Origin of the sequence: Streptomyces cyaneochromogenes, assembly GCF_003963535.1 — a bacterium.
GTDB classification, from domain to species: Bacteria; Actinomycetota; Actinomycetes; order Streptomycetales; family Streptomycetaceae; genus Streptomyces; species Streptomyces shaanxiensis.
Genome location: NZ_CP034539.1, coordinates 8,472,086 through 8,495,691, shown reverse-complemented (window position 1 = coordinate 8,495,691; position 23,606 = coordinate 8,472,086). Strand labels below are relative to the sequence as shown.

At 71.8% G+C, this 23,606-nt stretch carries 19 protein-coding genes; 5 read left to right on the top strand and 14 right to left on the bottom strand.

What is annotated here, in order from left to right; genetic code table 11:
- Positions 1 to 201 precede the first annotated feature (201 nt).
- The gene (locus tag EJ357_RS38380; protein ID WP_126396256.1) at positions 202 to 681 is read left to right on the top strand and encodes a hypothetical protein; all 480 of its coding nucleotides are present in this window, start codon (positions 202 to 204) and stop codon (positions 679 to 681) included.
- On the opposite strand, the gene EJ357_RS38375 is transcribed toward EJ357_RS38380, so the two are convergent.
- The 5 genes from EJ357_RS38375 to EJ357_RS38355 all read right to left on the bottom strand — a co-directional run bounded on the left by EJ357_RS38375 (position 620) and on the right by EJ357_RS38355 (position 6,225).
- Positions 620 to 1,465 (bottom strand): inositol monophosphatase family protein, encoded by an 846-nt coding sequence (locus EJ357_RS38375; RefSeq protein ID WP_126396255.1) that lies wholly within the window; start codon positions 1,463 to 1,465, stop codon positions 620 to 622. The two genes, EJ357_RS38380 and EJ357_RS38375, sit on opposite strands and share 62 nt — an antisense overlap.
- Positions 1,466 to 1,582: 117 nt before the next feature.
- Positions 1,583 to 3,409, bottom strand: coding sequence for a gamma-glutamyltransferase family protein (locus tag EJ357_RS38370; RefSeq protein WP_126396254.1), 1,827 nt, complete (start codon positions 3,407 to 3,409; stop codon positions 1,583 to 1,585).
- A gap of 47 nt (positions 3,410 to 3,456) precedes the next feature.
- Positions 3,457 to 4,290: a class I SAM-dependent methyltransferase gene (locus tag EJ357_RS38365; RefSeq protein WP_126396253.1), complete on the bottom strand. Its 834-nt coding sequence runs from the start codon at positions 4,288 to 4,290 to the stop codon at positions 3,457 to 3,459.
- A 40-nt stretch (positions 4,291 to 4,330) separates the two neighbouring features.
- Positions 4,331 to 5,005 (bottom strand): response regulator, encoded by a 675-nt coding sequence (locus EJ357_RS38360; RefSeq protein WP_126396252.1) that lies wholly within the window; start codon positions 5,003 to 5,005, stop codon positions 4,331 to 4,333.
- A gap of 98 nt (positions 5,006 to 5,103) precedes the next feature.
- Positions 5,104 to 6,225: a sensor histidine kinase gene (locus EJ357_RS38355; RefSeq protein ID WP_126396251.1), complete on the bottom strand. Its 1,122-nt coding sequence runs from the start codon at positions 6,223 to 6,225 to the stop codon at positions 5,104 to 5,106.
- A 167-nt stretch (positions 6,226 to 6,392) separates the two neighbouring features.
- Between EJ357_RS38355 and EJ357_RS38350 the strand changes: the two genes are divergently transcribed.
- Positions 6,393 to 7,400, top strand: coding sequence for a carboxymuconolactone decarboxylase family protein (locus EJ357_RS38350; RefSeq protein ID WP_126396250.1), 1,008 nt, complete (start codon positions 6,393 to 6,395; stop codon positions 7,398 to 7,400).
- A gap of 150 nt (positions 7,401 to 7,550) precedes the next feature.
- On the top strand, positions 7,551 to 8,219 hold the full coding sequence (locus tag EJ357_RS38345; RefSeq protein WP_126396249.1) for a hypothetical protein: 669 nt from the start codon (positions 7,551 to 7,553) through the stop codon (positions 8,217 to 8,219).
- A 44-nt stretch (positions 8,220 to 8,263) separates the two neighbouring features.
- On the opposite strand, the gene EJ357_RS38340 is transcribed toward EJ357_RS38345, so the two are convergent.
- The 9 genes from EJ357_RS38340 to EJ357_RS38300 form a co-directional block, all read right to left on the bottom strand.
- Complete coding sequence (locus tag EJ357_RS38340; protein ID WP_126396248.1) at positions 8,264 to 9,811, bottom strand: NCS1 family nucleobase:cation symporter-1; 1,548 nt, start codon at positions 9,809 to 9,811, stop codon at positions 8,264 to 8,266.
- A gap of 139 nt (positions 9,812 to 9,950) precedes the next feature.
- On the bottom strand, positions 9,951 to 10,973 hold the full coding sequence (locus tag EJ357_RS38335) for a TIGR03842 family LLM class F420-dependent oxidoreductase (protein ID WP_126396247.1): 1,023 nt from the start codon (positions 10,971 to 10,973) through the stop codon (positions 9,951 to 9,953).
- An 11-nt stretch (positions 10,974 to 10,984) separates the two neighbouring features.
- Positions 10,985 to 12,388, bottom strand: a complete 1,404-nt coding sequence (gene hydA, locus EJ357_RS38330; protein WP_126396246.1) for a dihydropyrimidinase — start codon at positions 12,386 to 12,388, stop codon at positions 10,985 to 10,987.
- Between the two features lie 96 nt (positions 12,389 to 12,484).
- Positions 12,485 to 13,327 (bottom strand): nitrilase-related carbon-nitrogen hydrolase, encoded by an 843-nt coding sequence (locus EJ357_RS38325; RefSeq protein WP_126396245.1) that lies wholly within the window; start codon positions 13,325 to 13,327, stop codon positions 12,485 to 12,487.
- A 155-nt stretch (positions 13,328 to 13,482) separates the two neighbouring features.
- Positions 13,483 to 15,075 carry a PucR family transcriptional regulator gene (locus tag EJ357_RS38320; RefSeq protein WP_126396244.1) on the bottom strand — a complete coding sequence of 531 codons (1,593 nt, stop codon included), beginning with the start codon at positions 15,073 to 15,075 and terminating at the stop codon, positions 13,483 to 13,485.
- Positions 15,076 to 15,105: 30 nt separating this feature from the next.
- Positions 15,106 to 16,389, bottom strand: a complete 1,284-nt coding sequence (locus EJ357_RS38315) for an aspartate aminotransferase family protein (protein WP_126396243.1) — start codon at positions 16,387 to 16,389, stop codon at positions 15,106 to 15,108.
- On the bottom strand, positions 16,386 to 17,228 hold the full coding sequence (locus EJ357_RS38310; RefSeq protein ID WP_126396242.1) for a nitrilase-related carbon-nitrogen hydrolase: 843 nt from the start codon (positions 17,226 to 17,228) through the stop codon (positions 16,386 to 16,388). The genes EJ357_RS38315 and EJ357_RS38310 overlap by 4 nt, the downstream gene beginning before the upstream one ends.
- Positions 17,229 to 17,429: 201 nt before the next feature.
- The gene (locus tag EJ357_RS38305; protein ID WP_126396241.1) at positions 17,430 to 19,007 is read right to left on the bottom strand and encodes a hypothetical protein; all 1,578 of its coding nucleotides are present in this window, start codon (positions 19,005 to 19,007) and stop codon (positions 17,430 to 17,432) included.
- Between the two features lie 132 nt (positions 19,008 to 19,139).
- The gene (locus tag EJ357_RS38300; RefSeq protein ID WP_126396240.1) at positions 19,140 to 19,400 is read right to left on the bottom strand and encodes a helix-turn-helix domain-containing protein; all 261 of its coding nucleotides are present in this window, start codon (positions 19,398 to 19,400) and stop codon (positions 19,140 to 19,142) included.
- Between the two features lie 32 nt (positions 19,401 to 19,432).
- Here EJ357_RS38300 and map point away from each other — a divergent pair, with 32 nt between their 5' ends.
- A complete protein-coding gene (gene map, locus EJ357_RS38295) occupies positions 19,433 to 20,200 on the top strand; it encodes a type I methionyl aminopeptidase (RefSeq protein ID WP_126396239.1) in 768 nt (255 codons plus the stop codon).
- An 834-nt stretch (positions 20,201 to 21,034) separates the two neighbouring features.
- Positions 21,035 to 23,590 carry an ATP-dependent Clp protease ATP-binding subunit gene (locus tag EJ357_RS38290; protein WP_126396238.1) on the top strand — a complete coding sequence of 852 codons (2,556 nt, stop codon included), beginning with the start codon at positions 21,035 to 21,037 and terminating at the stop codon, positions 23,588 to 23,590.
- Positions 23,591 to 23,606: the final 16 nt, after the last annotated feature.

Genomic DNA, 23,606 nt, shown 5'->3' with positions numbered 1-23,606 from the left:
ACCCCTTCGTCAGCCGATGGCCTTGAAGGATCAGGATATGCCGGGTCACTGACAGCGCCGGGGCGTGGGTAAGGTCCGCCGGGTGACGTGCCGCTTCCGCTTCCATGTGCCCGAGGACGACTCGTGGCACTGGTTCGAGGTGGGGGAAGCCGGGCAGGTGCTGCGGCAGATCACCTTCCGGGGCCCGATTCCGTGCCCGTGGTGGCGGCCGAACCGGTCGAGGTGGCGCAGACACGGCAGGCGTGCGGGGAGTGGGGCGTGCGGCTGTACGAGGTCGTGTACGGGGTGCCGGTGCGGGAACCGGTCGTGGAGCCACCGGGCGCCCGGTCGGTCGGCCCGCGGGAGTTCGATGTGGCGTGGGGCCGCGCCCGGTCCTTCCGCCAGTGCGACGTCCGCCACGACACCGGTCCCCTGCCGGTCGGGACGCGCCTGACCGGGACGTTCACCGCCTCGCCCTGGGGTCCCGGTGTCACGGGCGTGTTCGTCGACGTCGGTCTGCCCGCCGCCGGCTTCGTGGACGCCTCGGTGCTGCTGCGGGCGGAATGCGCGTGGCCCGCGGACGGCACTCCCGCCGAGTTCGAGGTGGTCGACCTGCGCGTCGGCGGGGGCCGTCCCCAGATCAGGCTGCGCCCGACAGCAGTTCCCGCACCCGGCGAGCCGTGGCCGCGTCACGGGCCGTAGTGAACGGCAGGTCGTTGCCGCCGGTGATGCGGAAGGGCTCACCCGCGCGGGTCAGGTGGGCTCCGCCCGCCTCCTCGACCAGGAGCAGGCCCGCCGCGTGATCCCAGGCGGCCTCCCAGGAGAACGCCGTGGCATCCAACTCGCCCCGGGCGATGGCGAGATACTCCAGCCCCGCGGAACCGCAGGCGCGGGGCCGCACACCGTCGGTCCACAGGCCCAGCAGGGCGTGCTTCTGCTCGTCGGTCGTGTAGTCCGGGTGGGACGTGGCGACTTCGAGATCCCGGCCGGGCTCCGGCGCGCCGGAGTACAGCCGCTCGCCGTCGAGGAAGGCCCCCTGGCCCCGTATCGCCGTGGCCAGTTGGTCGAGGGCGGGGGCGTACGTCCAGGAGGCGAGCAGGACGCCGCGGTGCGCGAGCGCGACCAGCGTGCAGAAGCCGGTGTCTCCGTGCACGAACTGGCGGGTGCCGTCGACGGGGTCGATGATCCAGACCGGGGCGTCGCCGCGTATGGCGTCGTACGATGCCGGATTGGCGTGCACCGCCTCCTCGCCGACCACGACCGAGCCGGGCAGCAGGGCGCCGAGCGCCTCGGTGAGGTACTGCTCGGCGAGCCGGTCGGCGTCGGTCACCAGGTCGTGCGGTCCGTTCTTCTGGTCGATCTCGTCCTCGGCGAGCTGCCGGAAGCGGGGCATGATCTCGGCCGCGGCCGCCTTGCGGACCGCTTCCTCCACGTCGGCCGAGTGCTGTGCGAGAAACTCTTCGATGGTTTCGTTGTATCCGATCACCCCTCCATGAGAGCACGCCCCACTGACAATCCCCGCCCGCCCGGTGGCCGCCGGATGGCATCGACGTGAACATGAGGGGCGCGTATCGGCAGGTCAGAGGGTGTGTCCGGCGAGTTCTCAGCGCCCGACCGCGTACCCCTGCATTCCCCGCGGGTTCGCCGCCGCCGACAGCACACCGGTCTGCGGGTCCCGTGCGACCGCGCACAGCCGCCCCTCCGACCAGGCGTCACCGACGGTCACCTCATGACCACGCCGGCGCAGCTCCTCGACCACGTCCGTGCCCGTACGGGCCTCCACGGTGACGCTCCCCGGCCGCATCCCGCGCGGGTAGAAGGAGCCGGGGAAGCTGTCGTTGTGCCAGTTCGGGGCGTCGATCGCGCCCTGGAGGTCGAGGCCGCCGCGGACCTGCGCCCGCAGGACCACGGCCAGGAAGAAGTGCAGCTGCCACTGGTCCTGCTGGTCCCCGCCGGGCGTGCCGAATGCCATGACGGGCACCCCGTCGCGCAGGGCGATGGACGGCGTGAGGGTGGTGCGGGGGCGGCGGCCCGGCGTCAGCGAGTTCGGCAGGCCCTCCTCCAGCCAGGCCATCTGGAGCCGGGTGCCGAGCGGGAAGCCCAGTTCGGGTACGACGGGGTTGGACTGCAGCCAGCCGCCGCTGGGCGTGGCCGCGATCATGTTGCCCCAGCGGTCGACGACGTCGAGGTGGCAGGTGTCGCCGCGGGTGGTGCCGTCGGCGGCGATGTCCGGCTCGCCCGGCACCGGGGAGGTGGGGCGCTTGGCGACCGTCGGTTCCCCGCCGCCCAGCACGTCGAAGCCGGGTTCGTCGGAGGCCACCACGCGCGCGTGGGCGCACAGCCGGGGGTCGCGTCCGCCCGGGCTGCCGGGGCGCAGCTCGTGGGAGGCCTTCTCGCCGACCAGTTTCCGCCGGGCGGCGTTGTACGGCTCCGACAGCAGCTCGGCGAGGGGTACCTCGGCCGCGTCGCCGTACCAGGCCTCCCGGTCGGCCATGGCCAGCTTGCAGCCCTCGATCAGCAGATGGACGTACTCGGCGGACCCGTATCGCGGCAGCTCGGGCGGGAGCAGCGCGAGCTGCTGGAGGAGGACCGGACCCTGGCTCCAGGGTCCGGCCTTGCAGACGGTCCAGCCGTTCCAGTCGTACGTCGCCGGCGCCTCGTAGGTGGCGGACCAGCCGGCGAGGTCGGCGGCCGTGAGGGTGCCGGAGTGCCGCTCACCGCTGGTGTCCATGGTGGGCCGCCGGGCCTGTCGTACGAGCGCCTCGGCGATGAAGCCGGCGCGCCACACCTCCCGCGCCGCCTCGATCTGGGCGACCCGGTCCCCGGCCCCGGCGATCTCGTCGAGCAGTCGCTTCCAGGTGGCGGCGAGGGCGGGGTTGCGGAACGGTTCGCCGGGCCGGGGCGCCTTGCCGCCCGGCAGATACACCTCGGCCGACGACGTCCACTCGGTCTCGAACAGCTCCCGCACGGTCTCGACGGTCTCGCCGACGCGCTCCACGGGCGCGTGCCCGTGCTCGGCGTATCCGATGGCGTACTTGAGCACGTCGGCCGGCGTCCTGGTGCCGTGGTCCCGCAGCAGCAGCATCCAGGCGTCGAAGGCGCCGGGAACGGCGGCGGCCAGCGGCCCGGTCCCGGGTACGAGGTCCAGGCCGAGTCCCCGGTAGTGCGCGACCGTGGCCCCCGCGGGGGCGACGCCCTGCCCGCACAGCACCCGCACCTCGCCGCCCGCGGGGGCGAGCAGGATCGGCACCTCGCCGGCGGGGCCGTTGAGGTGCGGCTCGACGACGTGCAGCACGAAGGCGCCCGCCACGGCCGCGTCGTAGGCATTGCCGCCGTCCTCCAGCACGGCCATCGCCGACTGGGAGGCCAGCCAGTGGGTGGAGGACACCATGCCGAAGGTGCCCTGGAGGGTGGGGCGGGTGGTGAACACGGGCGGACTCCTCACTCGACGGCGGCCGATCTTGCGATCGTACGGACTTACGGCAACCGTCTGCCCGCGGTCAGCAGATGCCCACTGGCACCGAGGAGACTCGGCTCGGACTCGATGTGCCGACATGCTTCAAGCACGGCCTCGCGGCACTCCGGGGCGTCGAGCCAGTCCTCGACACCGCCCATGAGCCAGGCGACACCCTCGATGCCGTACTGGCCCTCGACGGTGAGTCCGGCGTCGGCGAACTCCGCGGGGACTTCGTCGGGTCGGGCGAAGTGGGCGAGGGTGAAGAAGCCGTCCTCGTGGTAGGGATGGCGGCCGCCGTCCGCCAGCACGGCGTCGGTCCGTTCGCGGTGCCGCGGGATGAAGTAGCGCTCCTCACGGAGCAGGTCGTGCAGTTGGGCGAAGCGGTTGATGGTGGCCGCGACCACCAGCCCGCCCGGCCGGGCAGCCCGATGTGCCTCGGCCAACGCCCTTACCCGGTCGGACCGTTCAGGGAGGTGGTACAGCGGGCCCAGCATCAGCACCGCGTCGTACGCGGCGTCGGAGGCGGGCAGCTCGCGCGCGTCCCCGGGGCGGGCGGTGACACCGGGGATGCGGGCCGCCTGCTCGACGTGGAGCGGCACCGGATCGACGAGCACCACCTCGTACCCGTCCTCGGCGAGCCACTCCGCATGCACGCCGCTACCTCCTCCGACGTCCAGCACACGCGCCGGCGCCGCGGGCAGCAACCGCCGCAGCACCTCCTGCGTACGCCAGAACTCCAGCCGCCCGGCCGGGGCCCCGCCCTCTTTGAGCCGGGCGTCCTCCTTGCCCTGCTCGTAGTAGGCGAGGATCTCCTCGCGTACGGCAGGCCGCGTCTCGTCCGTCGTCTCGGTCATCGCCTCAGCTTGCTGATCGCCGTCCGCCCGACGCAACGGGTTATGCCCCGCGGGCGGTCACCAGCCCCGACTCATACGCGAACACCACGAGCTGCGCCCGATCCCGCGCCCCCAGCTTCGTCATCGCCCTGCTGATGTGTGTCTTCGCCGTGAACGGGCTGATCACCATGTGCTCGGCGATCTCCTCGTTCGTCAGACCCCGCGCAGCCAGCGCCGTCACCTCGCGTTCCCGGCGCGTCAGGCACTCCAGGCCGGGAGCGGTGGCCCGGTCCGGCGGCCTGGACACGAACTCGCCGATCAGGGTGCGGGTCACCGACGGGGACAGCAGCGCCTCCCCGCCTGCCACCACCTCGATCGCCTGGAGCAGGTCGGCCGGTTCGGTGTCCTTCAGCAGGAAGCCGCTCGCGCCGGCGCGCAGGGCCTCGAAGACGTACTCGTCGTGGCCGTAGTTCGTCAGGATCACCACGCGCACGGACGCCAGCGCCGGGTCCGCGGCGATGCGGCGGGTCGCCTCGATGCCCGTCATCACCGGCATCTGTACGTCGATCAGCGCGATGTCGGGAACCTGGGCGCGGATCAGCTCCAGGCCCCGCTTCCCGTCCGCCGCCTCACCGACCACCTCGATACCGTCCTCGGCGTCGAGCAGGGCCCGGAAGCCCGCCCGCATCAGTGCCTGGTCGTCGACGAGCGCCACCCTGATCACGCCGTCCCCCATTCCGTCGTCACCCCGCCCCACACCCCATCGTCACCCCGTCCCCCAACCCGGCGTCCCCCAACCCCCCGTCACCCCGTCCTCGTCCCGGCTCCCTCACCTCATCCCGCCTCCCGTACCTCCCCCGCCTCCCCCAACGGCAGCCGCGCCCGCACCGCGAAGCCGCCCTCCGCGCGGGGACCGGCGTCCAGCGTGCCGCCGAGGGCCGTGACGCGTTCGCGCATGCCGGTGAGACCGATGCCGGGGGTGGGCGGGCCGGCCGGGTCGGCGGTGCCGTCGTCCTCGACGCGGATCGTCAAGTCGCCTTTTCCATAGGCCAGTTGAACGCTCACCTTCGCCGGTCCCGCATGCCGCGCCGCGTTCGTCAGGGCCTCCTGGACGATGCGGTACGTCGCCCGGTCGACGGTCGCCGCCAGCGGCCGCTCCTCCCCCGTCACCGTCAGCTCGACCGCGAGCCCGGCCGCCCGTGCGCGCTCCACGAGCAGCGCGGGGGTGCCGGTCGGCTCGTCCGTGCGCAGCACTTCCAGCGTGGCGCGCAGCTCGCGCATCGCCTCGCCGCTCGCCTCCTGGATGGCGAGCAGCGCGGGCGGTATCTCCTCGCCTCGCTTGCGGGCCAGGTGGACGGCGACGCCTGCCTGGAGCTTGACGATCGAGATGCTGTGGGTGAGCGAGTCGTGCAACTCACGGGCTATGCGCAGGCGTTCCTCACCGGCCCGGCGCAACGCCGCCTCCTCCCGGGTGCGTTCGGCCTCCATGGCGCGCTGTTCGGTCTGCCGCAGATACGCCTGCCAGTTGCTGTCGGCCAGCCCCGTCACGACCGCGCACAGGAACCAGCCGGCGAGGAGCACCGCCTCCCGGGCGACCTCCGCGCTCGCCGAGCCCGCCGCGACATAGCCGCCGAGGAAGACGGCGGCGGCCGCGGCGGCCGTGCCCCGGTGCCCGGTCCGTGCCGCCGTGTGCACCGCGCCCACTACGGGGAGGGCCATGATCGCGGAGGGTCCGGCGTGGACGACTTCGGCGAGCAGGCTGCCGGTGGTGATCGCGAGCACCACGCGCGCAGCCGTGCGGTGCGCGGCCAGGGCCAGCGAACCGACCGTGATCAGCGCGAGGTCGAGCGGCCCGGCACGGTCGTCCGCCCGGGCGACGAGCACGACGATCACGCCGACCACGACCGCGACCGCCGCGTCGACGAGCCGCTCGCGCTTGATCCGATTCCCCCTCATGCCCGCACAGTAGACCGCCCCACCGACAGTGACGTCACCCCTGTGGACGGCCTCCCGACTACTCCCCACGCAGTAGTGCCCGGCACCGGCCGACCCCGCCGTCGCAGCCCCAACTCCCTTCGGCCGTACGACGCCCCGGACCGCCCCGCCGGAGCAAGCTGCTGCCCATGTCCACACCCTTCCGTCACACCGAGCCCCTCCCGCCCAGGTCGGCCACCGGCACCGTCGCCGAGGTGTACGCGCAGATCGCCCTCGACTTCGGCATCGCGGCGCCCGCCACCTTCGTGGTCCTGTCCTCCGCGCCCGAACTCCTGGCCCCCACCTGGGCGTTGATGCGCGAGTCGCTCATCGCGGGGGCGGGTGACCGCACCGGCAAGGAGCTGGTGGCCCTCGGGGTGTCACTCGCCAACAAGTGCCCGTTCTGCGTGGACGCCCACACCGTGCTGCTGCACGCCACCGGCGACCACGCGCTGGCGGAGCGGCTGGCGCGGGGAGAGGCCCCGCGAAACGAGGAGCACGCGCGCGTGCTGGCCTGGGGACGGCACACGCGCGTGCCCGGCGCCGCCCTGATGCCGTACCCCTTCCCCCGCGCGCACGCCCCCGCCTACCTCGGCACCGCGCTCACCTTCCACTTCATCAACCGGATCGCGTCGGCCCTGCTGACCGAGAACCTGCTGCCGGCCGGCGCACAGCGCCTGCGCGCGGTACGCAGCCTCGCGGGCCGCACGCTCGCCCGGACCGTGCGCCGCCCGGCCCGTCCCGGCACCGCCCTCGCTCTCCTCGACCACGCCGACCCCGGCGAAGCCCCCGCATGGGCGGGCGGCACCCCCGTCGGCCTCGCGTACGCGGCACTGCTCAGGGCGGCCCTGTCGGGCGCCGATCTTCTCGACACCGACGACCAGGACCTCGTGGAAGACGTCATCCAGGACTGGGACGGGGCACATCCGCCGCTCGACCTGAGGGGCTTGCCGGACCGACGGGAGCGTCCCGGGGCGCGCCTCGCCCTGCTGGCCGCCCTCGCGCCGTACCGCATCACGGACGAGGACGTCGCGGCCTGGCGCCGGCCGGAGCATACCGACCACTGTCTGGTGCACCTGGTGGCGTATGGGGCGTTCGTCGCCGTTGACCGCATCGAAAGCGCACTTTCCGCCCAAATCATCCATCAGGCCACGTAACTCTCCCAGGACACCACGTAATTACGGCCCTGCCGTAACGGCGTCAGCACGGAGCGAGTTCGCCCTTCCGCCTCACAGGGAGTCATGTGACACTGGCGTCCCGTCCGCAGTGCGGACTCCCTCCGCACCGTCCCCCACGAAAAGTGCGCCGTGCGTTCTCTTTCCTTGCCGCTCGCCCTCACCGCACGTCTGTCGCCCGTCGTCGTGCTCGCCGCGGCGGGCTGGGCGCTGTCGTCCGGCCCGTTCGCCGCGACACCGGCCGCCGACGACGGGGGGACGCGCAAGAGCGAGGGCGAGTCGCCCACGGCACCCGCGACGGCGGCGGTGTCGAAGACGTACGACAGCGCTCCCGCACCGTGCGACAGCCTGGGCACGAAGACGATCAAGTCACTGGTGCCGGGTGCCAAGACGGCCGGCAAGGAGATCCAGTCCACCGACTCGAAGCTGCGCCGCACCTGCTCGTGGAACGCGCTCAAGGGCTACGACTACCGCTGGCTGGACGTGTCCTTCGAGATCACGGAGTCGGACGACGCGGCGCTGAAGTCCTTCAAGGACCGCGTCGCGGACAAGAGCGGCGGTGGCGACGTCCCCGGTATCGGTGACGCCGGCTACTCCGTCGTGAACCTCACCACGGAGGACAAGCAGCAGACCCGTGAGGGCGTGGTGCTGGTCCGGGTGTCCAACGCGCTGGTCTCCATCACGTACAGCGGCAGCGACTTCGAGTCGAAGAAGGCGCCCGACACGGACGAGATCAACAAGGGCGCGATCAAGGCGGCCAAGGAGGCGGTGGCCGCCTTGGAGGACGGCCAGAAGGGCTGAGAGCCCTCCACGACCGTCCTCCCCGGCCGCCCTCCCTCGCGGGATCAGGCTTCGGCGCGTTCCTTGCGTCCGCCCATGAGCACCACGTACAGCAGCAGCGAGGCTCCCAGGCCCACCGCCCAGCCGTAGTCGGCGAGCGGCTTGAGGAACGGGATCAGTCCGTCGGTCGGGAACGGCCCGGTCTTCGCGCCGTCGGCACCGACGCCCGAGTACGAGCCGCCGACCGCGAGGACGCCGCCGACCAGGAAGGCGACGATCGCCCGCCAGTTCCAGCCGGACGAGTACCAGTAGCGCCCGCCGGGCGTGTACAGGTCGGCGAGGTGCAGGACCGTGCGGCGGACGACCCAGTAGTCGGCGATCAGGATGCCCGCGACCGTGCCGAGCAGACCGCCGACCACGCCGAGCCAGGTGAAGATATAGAACTCCGGGGTGGAGATCAGCTTCCACGGGAAGATCAGGATGCCGACGACACCGGTGATCAGCGCGCCGGTACGGAAGTTGATGAGCTTCGGGGCCAGGTTCGCCAGGTCGTACGCCGGCGAGACCACGTTCGCCGCGATGTTCACGGAGATCGTGGCGACCAGCACGATGATCAGCGCGAAGAGCAGGCCGAAGGCGTTGTCCGTCTTGGCGGCCAGCGCGACCGGGTCCCAGATCGCCTCGCCGTAGACGACCTCGGAGCCGGAGGTGACCAGCACGGCGAGCACGGCGAAGAGCGTCATGGTCGTGGGCAGGCCGAGAGCCTGGCCCCAGGTCTGCGCCTTCTGGCTGGCGCCGAAGCGGGTGAAGTCGGGGATGTTGAGGGACAGCGTCGCCCAGAAGCCGATCATGCCCATGAGCGACGGGAAGAAGACCGGCCAGAAGTCGGGGCCCCAGCCCAGCTTCGAGGGCTGGTCGAGCAGCGCGCCGAACCCGTCCGCCTTGACCGCGATCCAGATCAGCAGCACGAGGGCGCCGACGATCACGAAGGGCGCGGCCCAGTTCTCGAAGTGCCGCAGGAAGTCCATGCCGCGGTAGATGATGGCAATCTGCAGCGCCCAGAAGAGCAGGAAGCAGAGCCACAGCGGCCAGGGGTTGCCCGCGACCTTCGCCGCGTTCTCCCAGCCACCGCCGGTGAGCTTGGAGCCGAGGGCGAAGATGCCGCTGCCGCCGATCCAGGTCTGGATGCCGAACCAGCCGCAGGCCACGGCCGCCCGGATCAGCGCCGGGATGTTGGCGCCGCGCAGCCCGAACGAGGCGCGGGCCAGCACCGGGAACGGTATGCCGTACTTGGGTCCGGCGTGCCCGGTGGCCAGCATCGGCAGCAGCACGATGACGTTGGCCAGGGCGATGGTGAAGACGGCCTGCTTCCAGTCCATGCCGAGGGCGACCAGGCCGGAGGCCAGGGTCCAGCTGGGGATGCAGTGGGCCATGGAGATCCACAGGGCCGCGAAGTTGTACGTCGTCCACTTGCGCTCGGCGACCGGGACGGGACGCAGGTCCTCGTTGGCGAAGGGGCTGTCGGCGGGGTACGCCTCGGGAGCGAGTTCGATCCGGCCGTCGTTACCGGCGAACTGGGATATCGGTGACCCCGTGGGGACTGTTTCGGTCATGAGCAGGCCAATCGACAGAGCGGGACGGGAGACAGACAGGCCGTGCGGGGGCCTTGGGCCCCTCCCCGGGACGGCGAGGAGGGGGGACAAGGTGTGGGGGGTCGGGTGGTGCCGGGGTGTGCGAACTCGCTGATTCCCGCTAGGAGTTGATCGCGGGAATGACCTCCGAGCCGTACGCGTCGATGACGGCTTCCTGCGCGTCGTGCATGTCGTACACGGCGAACTGGTCGACGCCCAGCTCCCGCAGCGCGTTCAGCTTCTCGATGTGCTTCTCGACCGGTCCCACGATGCAGAACCGGTCGACGATCTCGTCGGGCACGAACGCGGTGTCGGGGTTGTCGGCGCGTCCGTGGTGGGAGTAGTCGTACCCCTCGCGGGCCTTGATGTAGTCGGTGAGTTCGTCGGGTACGGCGGCCGAGTGCTCGCCGTACTTGCTGACCAGGTCGGCGACATGGTTGCCGACCATCCCGCCGAACCAGCGGCACTGCTCACGGGCGTGGGCGAGCTTCTCGGGCGAGTCGTCCTCGGTGACGTACGCGGGAGCCGCGACGCAGATCTTCACCTCGGACGGGTCACGGCCGGCCGCGACCGCCGCGTCCTTGACGGCCTTGACCATGTACTCGGTCAGGTACAGGTCGGCGAGCTGCAGGATGAACCCGTCGGCCTCCTCGCCGGTCATCTTCAGCGCCTTGGGCCCGTACGCCGCCATCCATACGGGGAGTTCGGCGCCCGGCTTGATCCAGGGGAACCTCACGACCGTACCGCCGCCGAGGTCGGCCTCCTGGCCGCTGCCGAGCGCCCGGATGACCTTCATCGCCTCGCTGATACGGGCCAGGGTGTTGGGTTTGCGCCCGGCGACGCGCATCGCCGAGTCGCCGCGGCCGATGCCGCAGACCGTGCGATTGCCGAACATGTCGTTGAGGGTGGCGAAGGTGGAGGCCGTGACCTCCCAGGTGCGGGTGCCCGGGTTGGTCACCATCGGGCCGACCGTCAGCTTCTGGGTGTTCGCGAGGATCTGGCTGTAGATGACGAACGGCTCCTGCCACAGCACGGCGGAGTCGAAGGTCCAGCCGTAGGAGAAGCCGCTGCGCTCGGCGCGCTTCATCAGGCTGACGACCCGCGAGGCCGGCGGGTCGGTCTGCAGGACGAGTCCGAAGTCCATGTGCTCCGCTCCTAGTTGAGGTACTGACAGGTGGAGCGGGGGGTGTAGACGCCGTGCCCGGCGCGCCCGGTGTACTCCCGCTCGGTGATGACGAGTTCGCCGCGCGAGAGGACCGTCTCGACCCGCCCGGTGGTCTGCTTGCCCTCGTACGCCGAGTAGTCGACGTTCATGTGGTGGGTCACGGCGGACATGACCTGCTCGGCCTGCGGGTCGTAGATCACGACGTCGGCGTCGGCGCCCGGCGCGATCGTGCCCTTCTTCGGGTACATGCCGAACATCCGGGCCGGGGTGGCGCAGGCGATCTCGATCCAGCGGCGGCGCGAGATGTGGCCTTCGACGACGGCCTGGTGGAGCAGGTCCATCCGGTTCTCGACGCCGGGAAGGCCGTTGGGGATCTTCGAGAAGTCCCCGCGCCCCAGCTCCTTCTGGCCCACGAAGCAGAACGGGCAGTGGTCGGTGGAGACGACCTGGAGGTCGTTGGTCCTGAGCCCCTTCCACAGGTGGGCCTGGTGCTCCTTGGGCCGCAGCGGCGTCGAGCACACGTACTTCGCGCCCTCGAAGTCCGGCTCGGCGAGGTTGTCGGTGGACAGGAACAGGTACTGCGGGCAGGTCTCGCCGAAGACGTTCAGCCCCTCGTCGCGTGCCTTGGCCAGCTCGGCGACCGCCTCCATCGCCGAGACGTGCACGACGTACAGGGGCGCGCCCGCGACCTGCGCCAGCCGGATGGCCCGGTGCGTGGCCTCGGCTTCCAGGAGCGCCTTGCGGACCTCGCCGTGGTAGCGCGGGTCGGTCTCCCCGCGGGCGAGCGCCTGCTCGACCAGGACGTCGATCGCGATGCCGTTCTCCGCGTGCATCATGATCAGGCCGCCGTTCTCGGCGGAGCGCTGCATGGCGCGCAGGATCTGGCCGTCGTCCGAGTAGAAGACGCCGGGGTAGGCCATGAACTGCTTGAAGGAGGTCACGCCCTCCTCCACCAGCAGGTCCATCTCCTTCAGGGTCTCCTGGTGCACATCGGAGACGATCATGTGGAAGCCGTAGTCGATCGCGCAGTTGCCCTCGGCCTTGGCGTGCCAGGCGTCGAGGCCCTCGCGCAGGGAGTGGCCCACGCTCTGCACGGCGAAGTCGACGATCGTGGTCGTACCGCCCCAGGCGGCGGCCCGGGTACCGGTCTCGAAGGTGTCGGAGGCGAAGGTGCCGCCGAACGGCAGCTCCATGTGGGTGTGGGCGTCGACGCCGCCGGGGATGACGTACTTCCCCGTGGCGTCGATGGTCTGTTCGGCCGTCCAGGCCTCGGCGGCCGGGGTGCCGCTCGCGGCGAGGGCGGCGATACGGCCGTCCTCGATCAGGACGTCGGCGTGCATCTCGTCGGACGCGGTGATGACGAGACCACCGCGGATGACGGTACGGCTGCTCATACTCCCTCTCCTACCGTGGTCAACACTGGTGTCCAGTACGTCGATGGATCCCGCGGGCCCGCTCCCGTGCGCCGGGCCCGCGGGGATACGGGACCGTCAGGGAGCGGTGAGCGGGCCGTACGCCTCGGGACGGCGGTCGCGGTAGAACTGCCAGCGGTCGCGGACCTCGCGCAGCTTGGCCAGGTCCAGGTCCCGGACGACGAGTTCGGTCTCCTTGTCGCTCGCCACCTCGCCGACGAACTGCGCCTCCGGGTCGACGAAGTAGCTCGTCCCGTAGAAGTCGTTGTCGCCGAGGTCCTCGACGCCGACCCGGTTGATCGCGCCGATGAAGTACTCGTTGGCGACGGCCGCCGCCGGCTGCTCCAGCTGCCAGAGGTAGCGGGAGAGGCCGCGCGAGGTGGCCGACGGGTTGAACACGATCTCGGCGCCTTCGAGGCCCAACGCCCGCCAGCCCTCCGGGAAGTGGCGGTCGTAGCAGATGTAGACGCCGATCCTGCCGACGGCCGTGTCGAAGACGGGCCAGCCCACGTTCCCGGGGCGGAAGTAGAACTTCTCCCAGAATCCCGGCACTTGAGGGATGTGGTGCTTGCGGTACTTGCCGAGGTACGAGCCGTCGGCGTCGATCACGGCGGCCGTGTTGTAGAGGACGCCGGGCTGTTCCTCCTCGTACATCGGCAGTACGAGGACCAGGCCGAGTTCCTTGGCCAGCGCCTGGAAGCGCCTGACGATGGGGCCCTCGGGGATCTGCTCGGCGTACTCGTAGAACGCCTTGTCCTGGACCTGGCAGAAGTACGGCCCGTAGAACAGCTCCTGGAAGCACAGGACCTGAGCGCCCTGCGCGGCCGCGTCGCGCGCCGCCTGCTCGTGCACCTGGATCATCGATTCCTTGTCGCCCGTCCAGGCGGTCTGGAAGATCGCGGCACGGATCACTCTGCTCATCGGGACCTCCGGTCGCTCGGTGTGCGAGAAGGCTAGGAAGTCCGGGAGCGGGCTTTGAGTTGCACGGTGTCACGTCTGCGGGCGCGCGGCGTGTCACGGTGTCACCCTCTCGTGGACCCATGTTTCACCGCCGTTTTCCCAGGTGGTTGCGTGTTTCAGCCCTGTTGCGCGTCGTGCGCGAGGAGCGCGATGTGTACCGAGGCAGCCTGCTCGAAGTCGTCGAGGTCGACGCCCAGGCGCGCCTGTATCGCCTCCAGTCGGCGGTAGAGCGCGGGCCGGGAGACATGGTGGAGCTGGGCGGTACGGGACTTGTTGCGGCCGGTGGCGAGATAGGTCCGCAGCACGGCGAGCAGGGCGCCCGCCTCGTCGTCCGGTCCGCACAGCAGCCCGTCCAGCTCGCGCTCCGCGAACGACTGCACCTGCGGGTCGTCCCGCAGCAGCCGGACCAGGCCGCGCAGATGGACGTCCTTGAGGCGTACGACGGCCGGGAGGTCAAGGACGGTCGAGGAGTCGGCGACGGCATCGGCGACGTGCTGGGCCTCGCGCACCCCGGCTGGTACGTCGTCCCACGCGGTGCGCGCGTCGGCGGCCGCCACGACGGTCCGCGCGTCCCCCGACTCCGAGCGCACCCGGGCGGCGAAGTTCGCGGCGAGCACGGCGTCGTCCTGGTCCCGGGCGAGGCTCAGCAGGACCGCGGTGGCCCCGTCGGCGAGTTCGGCGACGATCCCGGGCAGCCCCAGCATCCGCAGCACGCGCTCCAGTTGGGCCGCCTCGCCGTCCCGCACGACCAGCGGCACGAAGGTGCGCCGGTTGACCGGCAGCCCGGCGGCACGCGCGCGTGGCAGCAGCTGCCTGGCCGGTACGACTCCACTGACCAGGTCGGTCAGCAGGCTCTGCGCGGACTGCTCCTCCCAGGTGTGCGCGGAGGTGCCGCCGAGCATGCGGTGCAGGACGAGGGCCTCGGCGGCGCGGTCGGCGAGCAGCCGTCCGCCGGCGGTGTCGCCGCGGTGGCCGCACAGCACGATCTGGCCCCACCGCTCACCGCGCCCGCCCAGTTCGGCGCGGATCCAGCCGTCGCCCTCGCGGCCGCCTGCCTGGCGGGCGATGCGCTCCCAGTCGCGCAGCACGTCGTCCACCGCCGACCGCTCCCCCGCCGTGGCGAGGACGCGGTGGGCGAGGTTGGTGACGACGACAGGGCAGGCACTGTGCGCGGCGACCTCGTCGAGGAGGCGTTGCAAGGGGGCGCCCGCGGTGATGAGTCCGGTGAGCGCGGTCCGTACGGACTCGGAGAGGCTGACGGCGGCGAACTTGCGCCGCACGAGCCGGGACTGGACCTCCTCGGTCAGCTCGGCGAAGGGGAAGGGCCGGTGCAGCACGACCATGGGCAGCCCGCACCGCTCGGCCGCCCGGCGCATCACCTCCGGCGGCGCGGGAAAGGCGCGGCCGAGGCCCAGTACGACGGCCGCCGCCTCGGCCCGGTGCAGGGAGCGGATGTACTCGGCCTGCTTGTCCTCGTCCCCGGCGAGCAGCACCCCGGTGGTGAGCACCATCTCGCCGCCGCTGAGCATCACCCCGACGTCGGGCGCCTCGGCGACATGCACCCAGCGCACCGGCCGGTCGAGCTGACCGGCGCCGGCCACCACCTCGGGCTCCCCGGCGAGCACCCGCTCCAGGTTGAGGACCTGCCGGACCGACAGGGCGGGTTCCAGGGGTTCCTTCGGCTCCAAGGGCTCCAAGGTGGTGGTCATGCTGGCGTTCCCTTACTCGGGTGAGTGCTGCTAGATGCTCCTCAGAGCGTTCTCCAGGATCGCGGCGCCCTCCTCGGCTTCCGCGACCGTGAGGGACAGCGGCGGGGCGATCCGCAGGGAGCTGGTGTTGTGGCCGCCGCCCTTGCCGATGAGGAGGCCGCCCTCGCGGGCCGCCTCCAGCACGGCGGACGCGGCCACCGGGTCGGCGTCGTCCGTGCCGGGTTTGGTGAGTTCGATGCCCAGCATCAGGCCCCGGCCGCGCACCTCCCGTACGTGCGGCACGTGCGCGGCGACGGCCCGCAGCCGCTCCAGGAGCAGCCCGCCGACCCTCCGGGCGTTGCCCTGGAGGTCGTGTTCCAGCAGGTACGACAGGTTGGCGAGGCCGGCCGCCATGGTGACCTGGGTGCCGCCGAAGGTGGAGATGCTGTTGGAGTCGAGGCAGTTCATGATGTCGGCGCGGGCGACGACACCGCCGATGGAGCTGCCGTTGCCGATGCCCTTGGCGAAGGTCAGCATGTCCGGCGGACCGGACTGCCCGTGTGCCTGCCAGCCCCAGAAGTGGTCGCCGGTGCGGCCCCAGCCGGTCTGCACCTCGTCGGCGATCCACAGGATGCCGCGCTCGGCGAGGACCTCCCGGAAGGCGGCGTACAGCCCGTCCGGGCCCGAGGTGAAGCCGCCGACGCCCTGGATGGGCTCGGCGATGAGGGCCGCGGGCGCGCGGGTGTGTCCGAGGAGGTCCCTCAGGTCCTCGACGCAGGCGGCGATGAAGTCCTCGTCGCCGAGTTCGGCGTACGGCCCACGCGTGCGCACGCCGCCGTGGACGTACAGCGTCTGCAGCGGCGACAGCGAGGTCGGCGACCAGCCGCGGTTGCCGGTGATGCCGACGGCGCTGAAGGAACGGCCGTGGTAGCTGTTGCGCATCGCGAGGATGGTGTTGCTCTGCCGGTAGGCCGTCGCGAGCAGCAAGGCGGTGTCGTTGGCCTCGGTGCCCGAGGTGGTGAAGAAGACGCGGGCGTCCGGGATGCCGCTCAACTGGGCGATGCGCTCGGCGAGTTCGACCATGGGCCGGTTGAGGTACAGGGTCGAGGAGTGGATGATCCGCCCGGCCTGTTCGCTCACCGCCTTGGTGACCTCGGGCAGCGCGTGCGCGGTCATCGTGGTGAGGATGCCGCCGAAGAAGTCGAGGTAGCGGTTGCCCTGCGCGTCCCAGACGTGCCGGCCCTCGCCGTGGGTGATCTCCAGCGGGTCCTCGTAGTAGAGGGCGAGCCAGTCCGGCATGACGGCTCGGTGGCGTCCCAGCAGGTCCTTCGTCACGGCTGCACCAGTCCTTCGTAGGCGTCGGGGCGGCGGTCGCGGTAGAAGGCCCACTGCTGCCGCACTTCTTCGATGAGGTCGAAGTCGAGGTCGCGTACGACGAGTTCCTCGCTCTTGTCTCCGGCGACCTCGCCGACGAACTGCCCACGGGGGTCGACGAAGTAGCTCGTCCCGTAGAAGTCGTTGTCGCCGTACGGCTCCTGCCCGACGCGGTTGATCGCGGCGACGAAGTACTCGTTGGCGACCGCCGCCGCGGGCTGCTCCAGCTGCCAGAGGTAGGCCGACAGGCCCCGTGAGGTCGCGGACGGGTTGTACACCAACTGGGCGCCGTTGAGCCCGAGTTGCCGCCAGCCCTCGGGGAAGTGCCGGTCGTAGCAGATGTAGACACCCACCTTCCCGACGGCGGTGTCGAAGACCGGCCACCCCACGTTGCCCGGCTTGAAGTAGTACTTCTCCCAGAAGCCCTTGACCTGCGGGATGTGGTGCTTGCGGTACTTGCCGAGGAAGGTGCCGTCGGCGTCGATCACGGCCGCTGTGTTGTAGTAGAAGCCCGACTGCTCGACCTCGAAGACCGGCACCACGATCACCATGCCGGTCTCGCGGGCGAGCTCCTGCATACGACGCACGGTCGGCCCGTCGGGGACCGGCTCGGCCCAGCCGTAGTGCTCCGGCTCCTGGACCTGACAGAAGTAGGGAGCGTTGAAGACTTCCTGGAACCCGATGATCTTCGCGCCCTGCCGGGCCGCCTCCCGGGCGTGCTCCTCGTGTTTCGCCACCATGGACTCGGTGTCGCCGGTCCAGGTGGCCTGGACCAGAGCGGCACGAACGACGTTGGCCATGAGCTGCTCCTTCGACGGGACGTCAGAGCCTCTACGCCCGTAGAGGGGGCGGTAGAGGCTTGAAAGTAAGCCCCCTGAACAGCCTTGCCAAGACCATCGTCGTTAACCCGCTGAGTCGATCACGTTTCACACTCCTGTGGGGGATGGATGAGGCCGGTGGGACGGGTGGGCCCGGTGGTGTGACCGACGGGTCGGGCCGGGTCAGGCCGCGAAGCCCGCCACCCGCAGGGCGTGGACGAGATCCCAGTGGCGCTCGTCGGAGATGCCCTGGGCGGCCTCCAGCAGCAGCGGTACGAGCGTCCGCGGCTCCGGTGCGGCGCTGCGGGCGGCCTCCTCCGGGGTGCGGACCCGGACGTACGCGTCCAGCAGTGCGCGGACCTCGCGGCGGCGCCCCTCGCCGACCAGCGCCACAACGGCCTGCCCGATCTCGTGCGCGGGCCGCGCCACGCCCTGTCGCAGGATCTGCTCCCCGTCACCCGCCCGCCCCGCCGCGGTCAGCGCGTCGGCGGCGGCGACGAGCCGCTCGGCCGGCAGTGAGGCGGTCTCCCACAGCAGGGTCGCCCAGTCGGCGCCGAGCCCGGCGCGCTCCATCCCGGCCGCGAGCGCCGGAAGGCGGACGGCGGGCCAGTACGCGGCCTCCACGAGCAGTGCGTGCGCCTCGCCGCTCCGGCCCTCCGCGCGCAGCCGCACGATCGTCTCCACGGCCTGGGAGACCTCCCGCCGGTCCGCCGTGTCCATGGGCTCGGCCTGCGTCCGCTCCGGGCTCACGGGCACCTCGTCGGCCGCTCCGGCGAACCGGGCACCGCGCGGAGTGCGGCGCGTGGAGGAGGGCTGGGCGGGGAGGGTCGGGAGGGAGGGGAGGACGGGTTCCGCGGTGGGCGGTACGGCCACGGGGGCGGCCTCCTCCTCGACCATTCCGGCGAAGCGGGCACTGCCTCGGCGGCGTTTGCGCTGCTTGGAGGTGGGGGCGGGGTCCGGGGCCGGGTCGGGCGACGGGGACTGGGGGTGGTCGCCGGGTGCGCTGGGGGCGGGTGCGGTGTTGGCGGGGGTGTGCGGGGCTTCCTGCCAGTCGTGCCGGGCCGGGGCTCCGACCGGGGCGGTTCGGGCATCGTGGGGCTGGGGCTGGTGCAGGGGGTGCCCGGTTGGGCGATCCAGGGCCTGCGGATGCTCCCGAGGAGTCGCCCCGCCACCCCCGAACCGATCATCCGTGCGGAACACGGACCCCTCGCCCACCCGGTCCCGGCGTATCGCCTCGGCCCGCCCAGTGGCGGCCCGTCGGTCCAAGTCGGCCATCCGTGCCCGGAGTTCGGCACACCGGGCGGTGGCCCGTTCGTGGTCGTCGCGGGCCCAGGCGAGGTCGAGACGGACGTTGTCGGCCTCCTCGCGGCTGGTGGCCGAGGCGAGCAACCGTGCCAGTTCCGCCTGCCGTTCGGCGGCGTACCGCTGCTCGCGGAGCATGACGTCGAGCCGGTCGCCGAGGGCGTCACGGCCGCCGGGCCGGGCGTCGTACGTGGCAAGGGCGGCGGTGTGCAGGGCGCGGGCGCGCTCGGTCTCGGGGCCCGCGCCGCCGGGGCCGTACTGGGCGGCGAGGTCGTGCAGGAGTGACTCCACCACGTCCCAGGGCGGCACCTCGCGTCCGGAGAGGCAGGCCTGCATGCCCTCCGGGTCACGCTGCCAGAACACCCCGCACCAGCCGTCGCCCTGATCCAGGCGCGCCAGAAGACCGTCCAGGTAGATCACGAACTCCCGTACCCGGGCCGGGAGTTGTTCCACTGACATCGCCCAACTCCCGCCAGACCGGAGCACTCCGGTCCGTTAGGCAACACCAGCCATGTTACGAACGCGCTACGAGAGAATTTCGGACTGAACGCAGAGTACGCCGGAGCTGCCGGAACGTGACGTGCGAACCCGTCAGGCGGCCACGTCGACGACCGGTGTGCAGCGCCCGGCCAGCTCGTCCATGGACAGCCCGAGGGCCTGCGCCAGCGCCGCCACGGTGAAGAAGGCCGGAGTCGGAGCGCGCCCCGTCTCGATCTTGCGGAGCGTCTCGGCGGAGATGCCGGCGCTCGCCGCGACCTCGGTCATGCTGCGGCCGCCGCGGGCCTCGCGGAGGAACCGGCCGAGCCGCTCGCCGCGTTCGCGTTCTTCGGGGGTGAGAGGGGTGCGCACCATGCCGTCATTCTAATACCGGTATAGTAATTGGCATGGTGGAGCTGAAGACGGACCAGTCGATCGATGCGATGTATGCGGCCGGGCAGGTCGTCGGCCAGGCCCTCACGGCCGTACGCAAGGCCGCTGACGTGGGGGTTTCCCTGCTGGAGCTGGACGAGGTGGCGCGCGAGGTGCTGCGCGGGGCCGGGGCGACGTCCCCCTTCCTCGGCTACCGCCCCTCGTTCGCCCCCACCCCCTTCCCAGCCGTCATCTGCGCATCGGTGAACGACGCGATCGTGCACGGCATCCCGACCGGCTACCGCCTGCGCGACGGCGACCTGGTGTCCATCGACTGCGGTGCGGAACTGGGCGGCTGGGCAGGCGACTCGGCGATCAGCTTCACGGTCGGCAGGGCGCGCCCGGCGGACGTACGACTGATCGAGACGGCGGAACGCGCGCTGGCGGCGGGTATCGAGGCGGCCGTGATCGGCAATCGCATCGGCGACATCGCCCACGCGATCGGCTCGATCTGCCGGACGGCCGGGTACGGCATCCCGGACGGCTTCGGCGGGCACGGGATCGGCCGCAAGATGCACGAAGATCCGGGGGTGCCCAACGAAGGGCGCCCGGGCCGGGGCATGCCGCTGCGGCAGGGCATGGTCCTCGCCATCGAGCCGATGCTCGTCGCGAGCGGCGAGGACGGCTACCACGCGGCCCCCGACGGCTGGACCCTCCGCACGAACGACGGCTCCCGCGCCGCCCACGTGGAACACACGGTGGCGATCACGGAGGCGGGGCCGCGGATCCTGACGGCCCGCTGAGGGGCTGCGCGGCATTCGATCGGGGGCCGGGGGCGGGCGACGCGGGTGGAGGTGCGGGCCCTGGAGGAGGGCTGGCGGCGAGGATGCCCTGCCCCTGCCGGGAAGCTGGGCGGCAAGGTTGCCGTGGCTCTGCCGGGAAGCTGGGCAACGCGGTCGCCGTCACCCCAGCCCCGGCAGAAAGCCGGAAAGCAAAGCCACCCCCGCCCCAGCCCACACGGCAAACCGACCAGCGAAGTCACCGTCACCCCAGCCCTCACGGGAAGCTGACCCGCGAGGGTCGCCGTCCGCTCGAACAACCTGCCGCGCCCACGAGCACCGCCGAGCGGACAGGCTCCCAGCCCCCGAGGGAAGCCGACCAGCAAGGCCACATCCGCTCGAACGACATACCGCACCCCCGAGCACTGCCGAGCCGACAAGCCCCCAGCCCGCCACTGCCTCACCGCCGGACACGAGGCGGCCCGGCCCGCCGCTTCCCGCCGCCGCACAACGCCGACCCCGCCCCTCACTATCCCCGCCCCGCACGAAGCCGACCTCAGCCGCGCCACTTCTCCGCCCCACCCGAAGCCAACCTGCCAGACCGGCGGACAGGCGGACCGGCGTCCGCAGAGCGCGCAGCGCGCTCGGCTCGTCGGCCCCGCTCATCGTCCGCCGATCGAGCGGGGCCGGACAGGCCCCCTCCCCGGCGTTCCCTGAAGGTGCCCCCGGCCACCGTTCGTGCGAAGGTGTTCTACGAACGCGGCCAGGTGTAACCGGCTTCCGCCCGGGTTACCCGATTCCGGCACGTCGATCAGCGAGGGCGACCCTGCCCGCGCAGGGACGCCGGATGGGAACGCCATGACCAGCGGCTTCAACGGTGGTCCGGAGGACTACGACCCCTTCGGAGAATTCCTCGCCCGCTTCTTCGGCGGACCGCGCCCCGGCCCCCGCCAGATCGACATCGGCCGTCTGCTCAGTCAGCCGGCCCGGGAACTGGTGCGGGGCGCCGCCCAGTACGCCGCCGAGCACGGCAGCCGCGATCTGGACACCCAGCACCTGCTGCGCGCCGCGCTGTCGGCCGAGCCGACCCGCAGTCTGCTCACCCGGGCCGGCGCGGACCCCGACTCGCTGGCGACGGAGATCGACGAGCGCTCCGGCCCGGTCCAGCACCCGCCGGGCGAGGCCCCGCCGCCGACCTCGCTCTCCCTCACCCCGGCCGCCAAACGCGCCCTGCTGGACGCGCACGACCTGGCCCGCGCGCGGGGCGCCGGCTACATCGGACCGGAGCACGTGCTCAGCGCCCTCGCCGCGAACCCCGACTCGGCTGCCGGGCACATCCTCAACGCGGCCCGCTTCGCCCCCTCCGGCATGCCGCCCGAGGCCCCGGACGCCGCCGATTCCCGGCCCCGCATCGATCAACGGCCACGCGTCGACACCGGGACCCCCACCCTCGACAAGTACGGCCGCGACCTCACCGACCTCGCCCGCCGGGGCCGTATCGACCCGGTGATCGGCCGGGACGAGGAGATCGAGCAGACCATCGAGGTGCTCTCCCGGCGCGGCAAGAACAACCCGGTGCTGATCGGCGACGCGGGCGTCGGCAAGACCGCGATCGTGGAGGGCCTGGCCCAGCGGATCGCCGACGTCGACGTACCCGACGTGCTCAGCGGCCGAAGGGTGGTCGCCCTGGACCTCACGGGTGTCGTCGCGGGCACCCGCTACCGGGGGGACTTCGAGGAGCGGCTCAACAACATCGTGGGCGAGATCCGCTCGCACTCCGACCAACTGATCGTCTTCATCGACGAGTTGCACACCGTCGTGGGCGCCGGAGGCGGCGGCGAGGGCGGCTCCATGGACGCCGGGAACATCCTCAAGCCGGCCCTCGCGCGCGGCGAACTGCACATCGTCGGCGCGACCACCCTGGAGGAGTACCGCAGGATCGAGAAGGACGCGGCGCTCTCCCGCCGCTTCCAGCCGATCCTGGTCCCCGAGCCGACCACCATGGACGCGATCGAGATCCTGCGCGGCCTGCGCGACCGCTACGAGGCCCACCACCAGGTCCGCTACACCGACGAGGCGCTCGTCGCCGCCGTCGAGCTGTCCGACCGCTACCTCACCGACCGCCGCCTGCCGGACAAGGCCATCGACCTGATCGACCAGGCGGGCGCGCGGGTACGGCTGCGTGCGCGGACCAAGGGCACGGACGTACGGACCATGGAGCGCGAGGTCGAGCAGCTGACCCGGGACAAGGACCAGGCGGTCGCCGACGAGAGTTACGAGCAGGCGACGCAACTGCGCGACCGTATCGTCGAGTTGAAGCAGCGCATCACGGACGCGTCCGACAGCGAGGAGGTCGACGAGGGCCAGCACCTCGAGGTCACCGCGGAGGCCATCGCGGAGGTCGTCTCCCGGCAGACCGGCATCCCGGTGAGCAGCCTCACGGAGGAGGAGAAGGACCGGCTGCTCGGCCTGGAGGAGCATCTGCACGAGCGGGTCATCGGCCAGGACGAGGCGGTGCGCGTCGTCTCCGACGCGGTGCTGCGCTCCCGGGCCGGGCTCGCCAGCCCCGACCGTCCGATCGGCAGCTTCCTGTTCCTCGGCCCGACCGGCGTGGGCAAGACCGAGCTGGCCCGGGCGCTCGCCGAGGCGCTGTTCGGCAGCGAGGAGCGCATGGTCCGGCTGGACATGAGCGAGTACCAGGAGCGGCACACCGTCAGCCGCCTGGTCGGCGCCCCGCCCGGCTACGTCGGACACGAGGAGGCCGGTCAGCTCACGGAGGTCGTCCGCCGGCACCCGTACTCGCTGCTCCTGCTCGACGAGGTCGAGAAGGCCCACCCGGACGTCTTCAACATCCTGCTGCAGGTCCTGGACGACGGCCGGCTGACCGACTCCCAGGGCCGCACCGTCGACTTCACCAACACGGTCATCGTGATGACCAGCAACCTGGGCTCCGAGGCGATCAGCCGGGGCGGCTCGGGGATCGGGTTCGGCGCGGGTGACGTGGAGGCCGACGAGGAGGCGCGGCGCGAGCGGATCCTGCGGCCGCTGCGCGAGCACTTCCGGCCCGAGTTCCTCAACCGCATCGACGAGATCGTGGTCTTCCGCCGGCTGACCCCCGACCAACTGGAGCGGATCACCAATCTGCTCCTCGACAAGACCCGCCGGCTGCTGCACGCGCAGGGCGTATCGGTCGACTTCACCGGCGCGGCCGTCGACTGGCTCTCCGAGCGGGGCTACCAGCCCGAGTACGGCGCCCGCCCGCTGCGCCGCACCATCCAGAAGGAGGTCGACAACCAGCTCTCCCGGCTCCTCCTGGACGGCCGGATCAGCGAGGGCGGCCGGGTGACGGTGGACGTGGAGGACGGGCGGCTCGCCTTCCGCACGGAAGACCTGCCGCCCGCCCCGGAGCTGTGAAGCGGATGGAGTGAGG

Excerpts from the sequence above, each read along its gene's own strand:
- EJ357_RS38365 (WP_126396253.1), bottom strand. The coding sequence starts at position 4,290 with ATGACCGAGACGACGGACGAGACGCGGCCTGCCGTACGCGAGGAGATC.
- EJ357_RS38360 (WP_126396252.1), bottom strand. The coding sequence starts at position 5,005 with ATGGGGGACGGCGTGATCAGGGTGGCGCTCGTCGACGACCAGGCACTG.
- EJ357_RS38355 (WP_126396251.1), bottom strand. The coding sequence starts at position 6,225 with ATGAGGGGGAATCGGATCAAGCGCGAGCGGCTCGTCGACGCGGCGGTC.
- EJ357_RS38350 (WP_126396250.1), top strand. The coding sequence starts at position 6,393 with ATGTCCACACCCTTCCGTCACACCGAGCCCCTCCCGCCCAGGTCGGCC.
- EJ357_RS38340 (WP_126396248.1), bottom strand. The coding sequence starts at position 9,811 with ATGACCGAAACAGTCCCCACGGGGTCACCGATATCCCAGTTCGCCGGT.
- EJ357_RS38335 (WP_126396247.1), bottom strand. The coding sequence starts at position 10,973 with ATGGACTTCGGACTCGTCCTGCAGACCGACCCGCCGGCCTCGCGGGTC.
- hydA (WP_126396246.1), bottom strand. The coding sequence starts at position 12,388 with ATGAGCAGCCGTACCGTCATCCGCGGTGGTCTCGTCATCACCGCGTCC.
- EJ357_RS38325 (WP_126396245.1), bottom strand. The coding sequence starts at position 13,327 with ATGAGCAGAGTGATCCGTGCCGCGATCTTCCAGACCGCCTGGACGGGC.
- EJ357_RS38320 (WP_126396244.1), bottom strand. The coding sequence starts at position 15,075 with ATGACCACCACCTTGGAGCCCTTGGAGCCGAAGGAACCCCTGGAACCC.
- EJ357_RS38310 (WP_126396242.1), bottom strand. The coding sequence starts at position 17,228 with ATGGCCAACGTCGTTCGTGCCGCTCTGGTCCAGGCCACCTGGACCGGC.
- EJ357_RS38305 (WP_126396241.1), bottom strand. The coding sequence starts at position 19,007 with ATGTCAGTGGAACAACTCCCGGCCCGGGTACGGGAGTTCGTGATCTAC.
- EJ357_RS38300 (WP_126396240.1), bottom strand. The coding sequence starts at position 19,400 with ATGGTGCGCACCCCTCTCACCCCCGAAGAACGCGAACGCGGCGAGCGG.
- map (WP_126396239.1), top strand. The coding sequence starts at position 19,433 with ATGGTGGAGCTGAAGACGGACCAGTCGATCGATGCGATGTATGCGGCC.
- EJ357_RS38290 (WP_126396238.1), top strand. The coding sequence starts at position 21,035 with ATGACCAGCGGCTTCAACGGTGGTCCGGAGGACTACGACCCCTTCGGA.